Source organism: Rugosimonospora acidiphila, assembly GCF_039543385.1.
In the GTDB taxonomy this organism is placed as follows: domain Bacteria; phylum Actinomycetota; class Actinomycetes; order Mycobacteriales; family Micromonosporaceae; genus Rugosimonospora; species Rugosimonospora acidiphila.
In genome coordinates this window covers 237,812-251,576 of the sequence record NZ_BAABJQ010000012.1, presented here as the reverse complement: position 1 = coordinate 251,576, position 13,765 = coordinate 237,812, and the positions used below count along the sequence as shown (strand labels likewise).

The window sequence follows — 13,765 nt, the reverse complement described above, 5'->3', positions numbered from 1 at the left end:
TGCCAAATCCCCTGACGGGGGAAATTACCAATATTTGGCACTGGCTTTTACAAGCACCCTGTTGAGTTCTCAAAAAACAAACACACACCGTACCCGGCCCCCTAAGAGGCCCTGTAGCGGGGCAACTCGACTAACTTAGCTGACCGAAGTCCGTACCGTCAAATCCGTGTTTCGCGGGTTGACGCCTTTCAACTTGGTCACCTTGTCCGCACTCCCAGTAGTGAAGAAGTGAGGCCGTGGCGACCGCGTCGTGGGTAACTATACGCATGCCCGCTCGGAGCGTTTCGTTCACCCCCTAGCCACCCCCTGGCCCGCATGATTCGACCGGATGTAGTGCGACATATCCGTCCATACTGGCGGGCAGCAGCCGATTGAGCGAGATTGTTTGGGGATGGAGCGGCGGGACTGCGATCTCCATTCGCCGCTCTCCCGCGATGGCACGGTCGGCCGTTCTCGGCGCAATAGGCCGCCGGCGGGCGGAACTCCGCCACTCGGCGGCCCCTGATCTTGTCCCGCCGTCAGTACAGTCGGCCCATGGCGCCAACGGAATGGACAGTGGATGACCACCTCGCGGGTCAGCCGGCCAGCTCAGTCGCGCTCTACCGGCGGTTCATCGAGATGGTCGAGGCGTGCGGGCCCTTCAGCTATGCCGTTTCCAAGTCGACGATCACTTTGAAGGGCACCCGGAGGGGCTTCGCCGGCGGCAAGCCGACCGGCCGCGGCCTGGCCGCCTACCTGGACCTACAGCGGGTGGTGACCGATCCCCGGATCATCAGCTCGGCGCCGTACACCAACCGGTTGTTCGTCCATCAGATCCGGATCACCAGCGCCGACCAGTTGGACGAGGAGTTCATGGGCTGGGTCCGCGAGGCGTACGCGGTCGGGCAGGGTGCGCACATGGCGGGCCCGGCATAGCACCCCGATACAGGGTCAAATCCGGCATGCGATCGGTGTCGTCGTGATGAACTGACGGCGATGGGCCGGCGTGCGCCTGGCCCTGATCGCCGCTCGGGGGGTTGTCATGGACGCTCGATCTTTTCGCTTCGGGGTGAGCCTGGTCGAGGTCGCTTCCTCCCAGTCGGCCTGGCGCGCCCAGGCCCGGGAGATCGAGGACCTGGGGTACGACGTCCTGCAGGTGCCCGATCACCTCGGCATGCCGGCGCCCTTTCCGGCGCTGGTGGCCGCCGCCGACGTGACCAGCATCCGGCTCGGGACCTACGTGCTCAACGCCGGCGTGCTGAGCCCGGCCTACCTCGCCCGGGACGTGGCCGGCACGCAGCGCCTCACCGACGGCCGGCTCGAGCTCGGACTGGGCGCGGGCTACGTGCCGGCCGAGTTCGCGGCCGCGGGCCTGCCGTTCGGCACGCCCGGATCGCGCCTGCGCAAGCTCGAAGAGGTCCTCACGCGCACGCGGGAACTGCTGGCGGCCGAGGCCGACCTGCACCCGACGCCGATCATGGTGGCCGCCTCCGGTGACCGCGCTCTCGCGCTGGCCGCCCGCGAGGCCGACATTCTCAGTTTCCCGATCAACGCCGGCTTCGGCGCGGGTACCCCTGAGCAGGCGCTGGGCGCCCGTGTGGAGCGCGTCCGGGAGGCGGCCGGGCAGCGGATCGGTGACCTCGAACTGAACCTGTTCGTCGCGGGGGTCGGCGCCCGGGTGGCCGACATCGATCTCTCCGTGATCAGCGCCGCGTCGGGCAAGTCGCCCGAGCAGCTGGCCGACCTGCCGGGCATCCTGGTCGGCTCGCCACGAGACATCGCCGACACCCTGCTGCGGTACCGCGAAGAGTTCGGCATCAGCTACATCAGCGTCCTCCAGGGGCACATGAAGACGTTCGCCGAGGTCCTCGCGCTGCTGCGCTGACCGCCGCGGCCGCACCGTCGGCACGAATCACGCCCGACCAGGGCCAATTCGGGCGCTCGACCGGTCACCGGAGCGCGATCCGGCCGGTCCCAGGGCCACGGTGACCTTCGGCCCATAATCTTGACTGATTCCAGAAAACTGACCAGACTTCGGTACGTGGCCACGACCCGGGACCTCCAGTGCATGCTGCGCGGGGCCGCGTTACGCGTGACCCGTCCCCGGGTGGCGGTGCTGGACGCGGTGCGCGCGCATCCGCCGGCCGACACCGACTGGGTCGCCGATGCCGTACGCGCGGACCTCCCCGCGGTCTCTCACCAGGCCGGGTACGACTCGTCGCGTGCGCCGACGGCCGCGGGCCCGGTGCGGCGCAGCCGGCCGTCCGGCTCGCTGGCCCGCTCCGAGTCGCGGGTCGAGGACAACCACCACCACGTCGCGCGCGGACTGCGCGGCCGCGTCGCCGACCTCGACCGCGCCGCGGCCAACTTCTGGTCCCCTTGATCTACCCAGTCACGGAAGGAAATCGATGTCCGAGAACCACGACGCCGTCGTTCACGACGCCGACGCTGGAAGCGAATCTCGCTGCCCGGTCGCGCACGGACGCGCCCCCCACCCCACTCAGGGCGGCGATAACCGCGGCTGGTGGCCCAACCAGCTCAACCTGAAGATCCTCGCCAAGAACCCCGCCGTGGCCAACCCCCTCGGCACGGAGTTCAACTACGCCGAGGCGTTCAAGACCCTCGACCTCGCCGCGGTGAAGCAGGACATCGCGCAGACCCTGACGACCTCGCAGGACTGGTGGCCGGCCGACTTCGGCCACTACGGCCCGTTCATCATCCGGATGGCGTGGCACAGCGCCGGCACGTACCGCATCAGCGACGGCCGCGGTGGCGCCGGTGCCGGGCAGCAGCGCTTCGCGCCGCTGAACAGCTGGCCGGACAACGGGAACCTCGACAAGGCCCGCCGCCTGCTGTGGCCGGTCAAGAAGAAGTACGGCAAGAGCCTGTCGTGGGCCGACCTCATGATCCTCGCCGGCAACGTCGCCCTGGAGTCGATGGGCTTCAAGACCTTCGGCTACGCCGGCGGCCGTGAGGACGTCTGGGAGCCGGACGGCGACGTCTACTGGGGCCCCGAAACGACGTGGCTCGGCGACAACCGCTACACCGGCGACCGGGACCTCGAGACGCCGCTCGCCGCGGTTCAGATGGGTCTCATCTACGTCAACCCGGAGGGCCCGAACGGCAACCCGGACCCGATGGCCGCGGCACGGGACATCCGCGAGACGTTCCGCCGCATGGCGATGAACGACGAGGAGACGGTCGCGCTGATCGCCGGCGGCCACACCTTCGGAAAGACCCACGGTGCGGGTCCCGCGGACAACGTCGGCCCCGAGCCCGAGGGCGCCCCGCTGGAGGCGCAGGGCCTCGGCTGGAGCAACCGCTTCGGTACCGGCAAGGGCGCGGACGCGATCACCAGCGGCCTGGAGGGTATCTGGACCAACACCCCGGTCCAGTGGGACAACACCTTCCTGGAGATCCTGTTCGGCTACGAGTGGGAGCTGACGCACAGCCCGGCGGGTGCCAACCAGTGGCAACCGAAGGACGGCGCGGGCGCTGACACGGTTCCCGACGCGTTCGACTCGTCGAAGAAGCACGCCCCGACGATGCTGACAACGGACCTCGCGCTCCGGGTCGACCCGGTCTACGAGCGGATCTCGCGGCACTTCCTGGAGAACCCGGCCGAGTTCGCGGACGCGTTCGCCCGGGCCTGGTTCAAGCTGACCCACCGCGACATGGGTCCGGTCGTTCGCTACCTCGGCGCGGAGGTGCCGGCCGAGACGCTGCTGTGGCAGGACCCGATCCCGGCCGCAACGCATCAGACCATCGACGCCCAGGACGTGGCCACCCTCAAGGCCCAGATCCTCGGCTCCGGCCTGTCGGTGTCGCAGCTGGTGTCCACCGCGTGGGCGGCGGCGGCCTCGTTCCGCGGCAGCGACAAGCGCGGCGGCGCCAACGGTGGGCGCATCCGCCTCGAGCCGCAGCGCAGCTGGGAGGTCAACAACCCGGCGGAGCTGGCGAAGGTGCTGCACGGCCTGGAGGGGATCCAGGAGGCGTTCAACGCCGCCCAGACCGGCGGGAAGAAGGTCTCGCTCGCCGACCTGGTCGTGCTCGGTGGGGCCGCGGCGGTCGAGCAGGCCGCCAAGGCCGCCGGCTTCGACGTCGAGGTCCCGTTCACGGCGGGGCGCACGGACGCCTCGCAGGAGCAGACCGACGTGGAGTCCTTCGCCGCGCTCGAGCCGGGCGCTGACGGATTCCGCAACTACGTCGGCAAGGCCAACCGCCTGCCGGCAGAGTTCCTGCTGATCGACCGGGCGAACCTGCTGACCCTGAGCGCGCCCGAGATGACGGTCCTGGTCGGCGGGCTGCGCGTGCTGGGTGCGAACTACCAGCAGTCGTCGCTGGGCGTCCTCACCAAGACCCCCGGGTCGCTGACCAACGACTTCTTCGTCAACCTGCTCGACATGGGTACGACGTGGAAGGCGACGTCCGAGGATGCGAACACGTTCGAGGGTCGTGACTCGGCCACGGGCGAGGTCAAGTGGACCGGCAGCCGCGCCGACCTCGTCTTCGGTTCGAACTCGGAACTGCGCGCGCTCGCCGAGGTCTACGCGAGCGACGACGCGCGGGAGAAGTTCGTGCGCGACTTCGTCGCCGCGTGGGTGAAGGTGTCGAACCTGGACCGGTTCGACCTCGTGTGATCCCGGCGTCCGGGCCGGCCCTCGCGGGCCGGCCCGGACCCAACCGGGCCGGCCGGAACAGACCCGAACGAGGCCGGCCCAGAACCAACCGAGCCGGCGGGGTGGCCACCCGGGTGGGGCTACCTACGGAGGATGAGTAGCCGGGCTCAGGCCGGGCGGCGCGCATCGATGCGACCTTATCCGCATGCGCCCCTCCATTCCCGATCGGCTGGATCGGCTGGCACCAGCACGGTCCGGCAGCCCCGACCCGGCCGAGATCGGGGCGACCCCGGCGCGGTCGACCCGACGCCGCGACCGGGTGTACCGGATCGTCACCCGGGTGCTCGCGGTGCTGCTGCTACCGGTGGCCTTCGCGGCCGCGCCGCGCCGGGCCCGGCACGTGGCCTGTCAGTGGGCGCTCGCCGCGCGCTTTCCGGCCGAGAATCTTCATGGCCTCACCCCGCAGACCCGCGCGGCCTTCGAGGCCGCGCGTACCCGGGCGCTGTGGCGTGACGGTGAGCTGATCGGGCTGACCGACGGGTACCGGAGCGCGGCGCGGCAGGAGCGCTTGTTCGCCGAGATGGTGCGCCGCACCGGATCGCCGCAGGCGGCCCGGCTGTGGATCCTCCCGCCGCACCAGTCGCGGCACGTCGCGGGTACCGCGCTGGACGTGCGGCCCACCGAGGGCGCCCGCTGGCTGGAGCGGCACGGCGGGCGCTATCACCTGTACCGGGTGTACGACAACGAGTGGTGGCACTTCGAGTACCGGCCCGAGGGCGCGCCGGCGCGCCTGTCCCATCCGGGCGCCTCGATCCCCGCTCGCGGCCGGGTCGGCGAACCGACCGGCGGATGGGTCACCTCCGGGGCGGCCCGGCACGAGAGAATCGGTCAATGGTCTCCGGCATGAGCGAGCCGATCGGGCGGCCGGCCGCGGAGCGGGGCGCGCTGGGCGGCCGCCTGAGCGTGATTCTCGCCGGAATCAGCGGCTGCCTGTTCCTCACCATGTCGACCTCGTCCAGCTACACCGCCACTCAGCCGGACTTCTTCGACGCCGTGGAGCGGTTCCAGCCGTACGGCGTGGGCTGGGGGCTCGTCGCGGCGCCGATCGTGGCCACGGTCGTCGGGCTGTGCGCGCTGCGCTGGTGGCCATACCTGCTGCTCCTGGCGGGGCTGTTGGCCGTGCCGCCGCTGCTGTCTGAGCTGGCGGGAGTGAACTATCCGATCGGCGTGACGATCGTGTGCACGGCGGGGTATCCGCTGGCGATCATCGGCGTGCTGGCCTGCGCCCAGGGCCTCGCCGGCAGCGCGATGGGCTGGGCCTCGGCGCTCACCGGCCTGACCCTCGGTGCCCGCCTGTTCGGCGTCGGCCTCGGCCAGGTGAGGTGGGGGGCGGTGCTGAGCGATGACCTGATCCGCTGGCACACCGTGCTGGTCGGGGTCGGGCTCGTCGGACTGGTTCCGGTGGTGTGGGGGCACGCGCGCGGCGACCGGGCCGCGGCCGGAGGCGGGGCGGCCGGTGCCTGGTCGTGGCCCCGGCTCCGGTTGATCGTGGCCGGCACGCTGGCGACCTGCGTGGTGATCCCGCTGTCCCTGCTGACCACGCAGCGGCTGGCCGACCTGCTCGGGGTCACCTGGTCCGCGTTGTACCGGCACGGCTCCGCCGAGATGGCGGTGATCGGGGCGATCACCCTGGTGGTCGTCGGCATCCTCGCGGCGGTCGCGGGGCCGTGGTCGCTGACCACGGCGCTGACCGCGGCGACGATCCAGGTCGCCGTGGTGGCGCCGGTGAGCCTCGCGGTGATGGCGCTGGTGGGCAGCGATCCCACGCGGCTGCTCGGCGCGCTGGCCGGCGTGGCCCTCGGCATGGTCGCGGCGGGCAACCGATGGCGCTTCCCGCTCGCCGGAGCGCTGGCGGTGTCCACCGCGATGATCCTGTTCATCGCGTACGTGGCGACGACCGGCCTGCCCGAGAAGCTGGCCGAGCAGCGCAGCCTGATACCGGCGCTGCTGATCCTGGTCGCGATCACCGCCGCGGCGACCGCGGTCGTCGGCGCCACGGCGCCGGTGCTGGCGACCCGCGGCGCGCTGCCGGCGGCGCTGGGGCCGCTGGCCGGGATCCTGGCCGAGGGCGGCCTACAGACGATCGAGGGCACCTACCGGCAGGGCAACCTGCAGGAGCCGGTCTATCACAACCCCGTGTACCACACGACCACGTCGGCGGTCCTGCTGCTGGTCGCGGGCGCGGCCATCGGCGGGGTCGGCGTCGCGCGGCAACTGGCCGTGCGGCGGGCCGAGCGGCAGCACACCGAGCAGATCCGGCGGGAGGCCGCCGCGGCGGAGCGGGAACGGCTGGCCCGCCCCATCCACGACGGGGTGCTCCAGGTGCTGGCACTGGTGCAGCGGCAGGGCTCGGAGCTGGGCGGGGAGGGCGGCAAGCTGGCCGCGCTCGCCGGCGAGCAGGAGGTGGCGCTGCGCAGCCTGCTCACCGGCGGAACCACGACGCGGCGCGGGGCCAGTGAGGACCTGCGCACCCCGCTGCTGGCGCTGGCGTCTCCGGCGATCGAGGTGAGCGCGCCGGCCGGGCCGGTGGTGCTGGCGGCGTTGGCGGTCACCGAGCTGACCGCCGCGGTACGGGCCGCCCTGGACAACGTGCGCCAGCACGCCGGGCCCGGTGCCCGGGCCTGGGTACTGGTGGAGGACGAGCAGGACGGGGTGCGGGTGACGGTTCGCGACGACGGAGTCGGGTTCGGCCCGGAACGGCTGGACGAGGCGACCGAGGCCGGCCGGTTGGGGGTGGCCCAGTCGATGCGGGGCCGGATCGCGGACAGCGGCGGCACGACGACCATCCACAGTAACCCCGGGGAGGGTACCGAGGTGGAGTTCTGGGTGCCGCGCAAGCCGCCCGCCGGCCGGTGACCGCCCGCCGACCGTGGATAGGGTGACCGGCATGCGTACCCGGGTGATGGTCGTGGACGACCATCCGATGTGGCGCGATGCGGTCGCCCGGGACCTCACCGAGGCCGGGTACGAAGTGGTCGCCGCCGTCGGCGAGGGCGCCCAGGCGGTACGCGTGGCGCGGGCGACCCGGCCGGAGGTCGTCGTGCTCGACCTTCAGCTGCCGGACCTGTCCGGCGTGGAGGTCATCCGCGAGTTGCTCGCCATCGATCCCGGCGTGCGGGTGCTGATGCTGTCGGCCAGCGGTGAGCAGCAGGACGTGCTGGACGCCGTGAAGGTCGGCGCCATCGGGTACCTGCTGAAGTCGGCGGCCCGCGCGGAGTTCCTCGACGCCGTGGCCCGCAGCATCGCGGGCGACCCGGTGTTCACGCCCGGTCTGGCCGGCCTGGTGCTGGGCGAGTACCGCCGGCTCGCCGCCGTACCCGCGCCGCCGACCGACACGCCCCGGTTGACCGACCGGGAGACCGAGGTGCTGCGGCTGGTGGCCAAGGGCTTGTCGTACCGGCAGATCGCCGAGCGGCTGGTGGTGTCGCACCGCACGGTGCAGAACCACGTGCAGAACACGCTGGGCAAGCTGCAGTTGCACAACCGCGTCGAGTTGGCCCGCTACGCGATCGAGCAGGGTCTCGACCGGGATTAGCGGCCGGCATGGCAACGGCGGTAGGTCAACCGCCTAACGGGTCGCGTCGAGCCGACGTCCGGCCGGACGCACCCCGGCCACTCGAACTTCTCATCGTCGCGTTCGGCCAAGTTGCTGAGCCTGTCATATGTCGTTCAGATTTCGTCTTCACGTGATGGAAGCCTGGCGCCTAGCGTCCAGATGTCGGTCCCCGACTCATCGGGGATCGTCTGACTCCATCGACCCACTTGGAGGTGCGGCTCTTGTCTGCGCCGCTTATCCGGCGAGCCACCATCGCCGCCTTATCACTATCCACGGTAGGCCTCTCCTGCTCACTGCTCGCCCTTCCGGCGTCCGCCAACCCGGCCGGTACCGGCCTGGTCATCAGCGAGGCGTACGTCAACGGCGGCTCGGCGGGCGCGACCTACCTCAACAAGTTCGTCGAGCTCTACAACCCGACGCCCAGCGCCATCTCGCTGGCCGGCGACACCCTGCAGTACCGGGCGCCCACGAGCACCGTGGTGCCCAGCGGCTCGCAGGTGTTCACGCTGACCGGGACGGTGGCCGGGCACGGCCACTTCCTGATCCAGCTGCCGAGCAACGGCGCGAGCAGCAACCCCGGGGCGCCGCTGCCCACGCCCGACCTCAGCACCGGCGGGAGCGTCAACCCGGGCGCCGGGGGCGGCACGCTGTTCATCGCGGCCAGCACGTCGGGCGTGCTCCCCACCGACTCCACCGTGATCGACAAGATCGGCTGGGGTACCAGCAACTCGCCGGAGGGCAGCGCACCGAGCGGTAACTCGCTCACCGCGAGCTACCAGCGCGACGCGGCCGGCACGGACACGGACAACAACGCCACGGACTTCCAGGTCGCCGGCCCGACCCCGCAGGACGCCGCGTCCGACGGCGGCACCGGCACCGGGACGGTCAGCGTCACCAACCCGGGTACGCAGACCGCCACGTCCGGTACCGCGATCGCCGCCCTGGCCCTGAGCGCCTCCGGCGGCACCGCGCCGTACACCTGGACGGCGACCGGGCTGCCCGCCGGGCTGACGATCTCCTCGACCGGCACGGTGTCGGGCACCCCGACCGCCGCCGGTAGCTCGTCGGTGACGGTCACCGCCACCGACTCGACCGGTGCGAGCGGCTCGGCGACCTTCAGCTTCCAGGTCGCCGGTGCCCCCGGGACCGTCGTGCCGATCGCGTCGATCCAGGGCACGAACACCGACACCTCGCCGTACAGCGGGCAGACCGTGACGACCGACGGCGTCGTCGTGGCGGCCTACCCGACCGGTGGCTTCAGCGGCTTCTACCTGGAGACCGGCGGTGCCGGCGGCACCGAGGCCGCCGACAAGACCCCGGGCGCCTCCGACGCGGTCTTCGTCTTCGGGTCGCAGTCGGTCGGCCAGGTCACGGTCGGCGAGAGCGTCGAGGTGACCGGCGAGGTCTCCGAGTTCCAGGGCGAGACCGAGATCGAGTTCCCGACCGTGAGCAAGCTCGCCACCGCGCTGCCGGCCGTCGTCGCCGACCAGATCCCGTGGTCGGATCTGGCGACGGACGCCCAGAAGGAGGCGCACGAGGGCGAGCTGATGGCGCCCCAGGGCGACTTCACCGTGTCGGACAACTTCGACGCCAACTGGTACGGCTCGTTCACCCTGGCCGCCGGCGACACGCCGCTGCGCCAGCCGACCGACGCCGGCACCGCGGGCAGTGCCGACGCGCAGGCCGCCGCGGCCGACAACGCCGCCCGGATGGTGACGCTCGACGACGGTTCCAGCATCAACTACAGCACCGGCGCCAACGCGAACAGCCCGCTGCCGTGGCTGACCGCGACCAACTCGGTCTCGGTCGGCGCGAAGGTCACCTTCCACCAGCCGGTGATCCTCGACTACCGGTTCTCGCTGTGGAACTTCCAGCCGACCAAGCAGGTCACCGACGACGGCTCGGCGGTGGCGACGTTCACCGACACCCGCACCGGCAACCAGCAGCCGACCTCGGTCGGCGGCGACGTGCGCCTGGCCACGTTCAACGTGGAGAACTACTTCCCGATGACGGGCGAGGACTACGTCGCCAAGGGCCTGGGCACCTGCTCGTACTACACCGACCGGCAGGGCAACCGGATCGCGGTCAACACCTGCACCGGCACGGACGGCAGCGCCGGCCCGCGCGGTGCGGCCGACGACGTCAACTTCGCCAGGCAGCAGTCGAAGATCGTCACCGGCATCAACCGGCTCGGTGCGAGCATCGTCTCGCTGGAGGAGATCGAGAACTCCTCCAAGTTCGGCGAGCCGCGGGACACCGCGCTGGCCGGCCTGGTCGACGCGCTCAACGCGGCGGCCGGCTCGAACGTCTGGGCCTACGCACCATCGCCGTCCGCCGACCAGCTTCCCCCGCTGGACCAGCAGGACGTCATCCGTACCGCGTTCATCTACAAGCCGGCCGACGTCGCCCTGGTGGGGTCGTCAACCGTGCTGACCGGCGACTCGGGCCCGGGCCAGCCGTTCTCGATCGCCCGTGAGCCGATGGCGCAGGGCTTCAAGAAGGCCGGCGCGACCGACCAGGACGCGTTCCTGGTGGTGGCCAACCACCTGAAGTCGAAGGGCGCGGACAGCAACACGCTCTACCCCGGCGACACCGAGGACACCTCGTCCCCGGCCGTCGACCAGGGCGCCTTCAACGAGAGCCGGGTGCACGAGGCGCAGGACGTCGCCACGTTCGCGTCGCAGCAGGCGGCAAACCTGGGCACCGACCGGATCTTCCTGGTCGGCGACTTCAACGCCTACACGCACGAGGACCCGCTGCAGACCCTGTACGCCGACGGCTATACCGACATGGGCAGCACGTTCGACCCGTCGGAGCAGACGTACTCGTTCGACGGGCTGGAGGGCTCGCTCGACCACGTGCTGGCCAACCCGGCCGCGCGGGCGATGGTCACCGGCGCGGACGTGTGGCAGATCAACGCGCAGGAGGCCGTGGCCTACGCCTACAGCCGCTACAACTACAACGCCACCCTGCTGTTCAACGGCACCGACCCGTTCGCGGCCTCCGACCACGACCCGGTCGTCGTGGGGCTGAACCTCCCGTCGACGCCGACCGCGCCGGCCTGGAACGCCTCGACCGTGTACAACACCGGTGACCAGGTGAGCTACCAGGGTTCGATCTGGCAGGCGCTGTACTGGACGCAGAACCAGAAGCCGGGCGACCCCAACGGGGCGTGGGAGCAGATCGAGACGACGGCGGATGGCACGGCCATCTGGACGGCGTCCCGCATCTTCAACACCGGCGACCTGGTGAGCTACCAGGGCTCGACCTGGCGGGCGCTGTACTGGACCCGCAACCAGAACCCGGGCGACCCCAACGGGGCGTGGGAGCAGATCGAGACGACGGCGGATGGCACGGCCATCTGGACGGCGTCCCGCATCTTCAACACCGGCGATGTGGTGAGCTACCTGGGCAAGAAGTACAGGGCGCAGTGGTGGACCCGTAACCAGGCGCCGGGCCAGCCGAACGGCCCCTGGCAGCCGATCGGCTGAGCAGGTCCGACGGTCAATGGGGCCGCCTTCGACGCGAGTCGGGGGCGGCCCCTTCGGCGTGACGGGGTGCGCGACGGCATGGGACGCGGGCGGGTCAGGGGGTCGGGCCGTCCAGGTGCTGGTCGATGTCGCGCTCCCGTTCCGCCGTCTCCTCGCTCAGCGGCCGGACCATGCGGGCCAGCAGGTGCCGGGCGGCCCGCAGCGGCTGCGTCCAGTCCGGCGCGCCCTCACTGCGCATGATCTCGCCAAGCAGGTGCAGCGCGGCCACGCAGTCGTCATAGCCGCCGCGGCCCTCGTTGACGCGCTGCCAGAACCGGTCCGCCGCCGCGGTCGCGACACCGCGCATGTCGGCCAGGTCCGCGTCGGGGTGGCGATACATCCGGGCGGTTTGCAGCAACGCCCGGGCATGGTACAGGTTGTCCTCGTCGCCGACCTGCTCGCCGAGGGCGTCGTACACCTGCAACGCGTCGATGTAGGAGTCCAGGGTCTCGGTCGACGGCGGCTCGCTGGCCGCCGCCGCGAGCAGGCGGAACACCTCCCCCCGCGCGTACAGGACGCGGGCCAGGCCGGGCCAGTGCTGCTGGTCGGCCCCGGCCAGTCGGAGGTAGGTGGTGACCGCGCCGCTGACCGCGTCGCGTGCCTCGTCCACACCGCCCGGCCCGGTACCGTCGGGCGCCAGGGCGATCAGCCGGGCCAGCCGGGTCTGCGCCTCGGCGGCGTACGCGCCCACCCGGGTGTCGGAGGTGATCAACTGCTGGTACAGCTCGACGCTGCGGCGGGCGTCCGGGATGCCGTTCGCGGGTTGGTCCAGTTCCTCCTGGATCGCTGCCCGGTTGTCCAGCTGACCGGCGAGCGCCCAGATCACGCTCGGCTCGTCGGGCCGCTCGGTCAGCAGCCCCTCGACCAGGGCAACGCCCGTGTCGGCGTGGTGCATGGCCTCGGCGGGCTGGCCGGCCAGGCGTAGCCTGCGTGCCTGCTCACCGTGCTCGTCGGCCAGGCGCTCGCGTTCCGGTCGCGTCAACTCCATCCCTAGATAATGGCCGCCGCCGAGCCGGAACCGGTGACGGCACTGGCCACACTCGCCCCGGCTCCGGGCCGCGGACCAGACGGGGCCGGCGGCCGGCGACAGGCGGGCCCTGACGGGGCCGGCTCAGCCGTCCGCCTGGCCGCCGAAGCCGACCGCCAGCGGGGCGTTCAGGCAGTCGGGTTCCTGGGCCGCCATCGCCGCGCCGATCGCGGGGTGCAGCGGTCGCGTACCGACGGTCGCGGTGACGAATCCGGTGGTCAGCGCCCAGCAGTCGACCGCCCGACGGAGCAGGTAGTGGCCGTCGCCGCCGACCTCGAATCGGGCCAGATCGGGCACTACCGCGCGGGCCCGGCGAGCGTACGCGAGCGAGCTGGCCGCCGAGGCTTCGCTACGGTCCCGCTCGCCGTGCATGATCAGCACCCGGCGGCCGGCCAGCTGATCGACCGGATCTCCCTCCGGCAGCCACGGCGCCACTCCCACCACCGAGGTCACCGACGGGTCATCGGCGGCGTGGAACGCGGCGCGGCCACCGAGCGAGTTGCCGACCAGCGAGACCGGCACCGAGCCGTGCCTGCGGCGGATCTCGTCCAGCGCCTCGCGCGTGTCCACGAGCGCGTCGGCGTGCTCGCCGTTCCAACCCCGGTACCGGTACCGCAGCAGGTACACCGCCAGCCCGTCCGGCTCACCGGCCACGGACAGGGTACGGGCCAGGGCACGCAGCCCGAGGTCCACGAACGACCAGTACCGGCCCCGGCTCTTGATCGACCCACCGGGCAGGAGCAGCACTGCGTTGCGTACCTCGTCCGTCTTGTGCCAGGCGACGAGGGTGGCCTTCGTTGTCATGTGATCATCATGGCCACCCGCGAAGGTCCGGAGTAGGGCCACGCATCCCGTCCGCGACGGGACATCTGTCCTACCGAAGGCCCCGCCCGGCGCGCGCCGACCCGCCCGTGGCCCGCCTCGACGCCGGCGGAATTGTCGGTGCCCCGGGCTACGGTGCCCCAGGCTACGGTGACCCGCGCGGGCGCGGCGC

General features: G+C 71.6%; 10 protein-coding genes. 8 read left to right on the top strand and 2 right to left on the bottom strand.

Features of this window, described 5'->3' with window-relative positions:
• The first annotated feature begins 534 nt into the window (after window positions 1-534).
• The 8 genes from ABEA87_RS21555 (at window position 535) to ABEA87_RS21520 (ending at window position 11,705) form a co-directional block, all read left to right on the top strand.
• The gene (locus ABEA87_RS21555; protein ID WP_345632123.1) at window positions 535-915 is read left to right on the top strand and encodes a DUF5655 domain-containing protein; all 381 of its coding nucleotides are present in this window, start codon (window positions 535-537) and stop codon (window positions 913-915) included.
• A gap of 106 nt (window positions 916-1,021) precedes the next feature.
• On the top strand, window positions 1,022-1,864 hold the full coding sequence (locus ABEA87_RS21550; RefSeq protein WP_345632121.1) for a TIGR03621 family F420-dependent LLM class oxidoreductase: 843 nt from the start codon (window positions 1,022-1,024) through the stop codon (window positions 1,862-1,864).
• Between the two features lie 156 nt (window positions 1,865-2,020).
• Window positions 2,021-2,362 (top strand): transcriptional repressor, encoded by a 342-nt coding sequence (locus ABEA87_RS21545; RefSeq protein WP_345632119.1) that lies wholly within the window; start codon window positions 2,021-2,023, stop codon window positions 2,360-2,362.
• A 25-nt stretch (window positions 2,363-2,387) separates the two neighbouring features.
• Complete coding sequence (katG, locus tag ABEA87_RS21540; RefSeq protein WP_345632117.1) at window positions 2,388-4,619, top strand: catalase/peroxidase HPI; 2,232 nt, start codon at window positions 2,388-2,390, stop codon at window positions 4,617-4,619.
• A 184-nt stretch (window positions 4,620-4,803) separates the two neighbouring features.
• Window positions 4,804-5,505 (top strand): D-alanyl-D-alanine carboxypeptidase family protein, encoded by a 702-nt coding sequence (locus tag ABEA87_RS21535; protein ID WP_345632115.1) that lies wholly within the window; start codon window positions 4,804-4,806, stop codon window positions 5,503-5,505.
• Entirely contained in the window at window positions 5,502-7,514 is a 2,013-nt protein-coding gene (locus ABEA87_RS21530) for a sensor histidine kinase (protein WP_345632113.1), read from the top strand. Before ABEA87_RS21535 ends, ABEA87_RS21530 begins: the two co-directional genes overlap by 4 nt.
• A gap of 31 nt (window positions 7,515-7,545) precedes the next feature.
• A complete protein-coding gene (locus ABEA87_RS21525; protein ID WP_345632111.1) occupies window positions 7,546-8,193 on the top strand; it encodes a response regulator transcription factor in 648 nt (215 codons plus the stop codon).
• A gap of 242 nt (window positions 8,194-8,435) precedes the next feature.
• Window positions 8,436-11,705: an ExeM/NucH family extracellular endonuclease gene (locus tag ABEA87_RS21520; RefSeq protein WP_345632109.1), complete on the top strand. Its 3,270-nt coding sequence runs from the start codon at window positions 8,436-8,438 to the stop codon at window positions 11,703-11,705.
• Between the two features lie 94 nt (window positions 11,706-11,799).
• Here ABEA87_RS21520 and ABEA87_RS21515 read toward each other — a convergent pair whose 3' ends face one another.
• Together ABEA87_RS21515 and ABEA87_RS21510 are read right to left on the bottom strand one after the other, a co-directional pair.
• Window positions 11,800-12,732: a hypothetical protein gene (locus ABEA87_RS21515; protein ID WP_345632107.1), complete on the bottom strand. Its 933-nt coding sequence runs from the start codon at window positions 12,730-12,732 to the stop codon at window positions 11,800-11,802.
• Window positions 12,733-12,855: 123 nt separating this feature from the next.
• Complete coding sequence (locus ABEA87_RS21510; protein WP_345632105.1) at window positions 12,856-13,575, bottom strand: alpha/beta hydrolase; 720 nt, start codon at window positions 13,573-13,575, stop codon at window positions 12,856-12,858.
• Window positions 13,576-13,765: the final 190 nt, after the last annotated feature.

Excerpts from the sequence above, each read along its gene's own strand:
- ABEA87_RS21555 (WP_345632123.1), top strand. The coding sequence starts at position 535 with ATGGCGCCAACGGAATGGACAGTGGATGACCACCTCGCGGGTCAGCCG.
- ABEA87_RS21550 (WP_345632121.1), top strand. The coding sequence starts at position 1,022 with ATGGACGCTCGATCTTTTCGCTTCGGGGTGAGCCTGGTCGAGGTCGCT.
- katG (WP_345632117.1), top strand. The coding sequence starts at position 2,388 with ATGTCCGAGAACCACGACGCCGTCGTTCACGACGCCGACGCTGGAAGC.
- ABEA87_RS21535 (WP_345632115.1), top strand. The coding sequence starts at position 4,804 with ATGCGCCCCTCCATTCCCGATCGGCTGGATCGGCTGGCACCAGCACGG.
- ABEA87_RS21530 (WP_345632113.1), top strand. The coding sequence starts at position 5,502 with ATGAGCGAGCCGATCGGGCGGCCGGCCGCGGAGCGGGGCGCGCTGGGC.
- ABEA87_RS21525 (WP_345632111.1), top strand. The coding sequence starts at position 7,546 with ATGCGTACCCGGGTGATGGTCGTGGACGACCATCCGATGTGGCGCGAT.
- ABEA87_RS21515 (WP_345632107.1), bottom strand. The coding sequence starts at position 12,732 with ATGGAGTTGACGCGACCGGAACGCGAGCGCCTGGCCGACGAGCACGGT.
- ABEA87_RS21510 (WP_345632105.1), bottom strand. The coding sequence starts at position 13,575 with ATGACAACGAAGGCCACCCTCGTCGCCTGGCACAAGACGGACGAGGTA.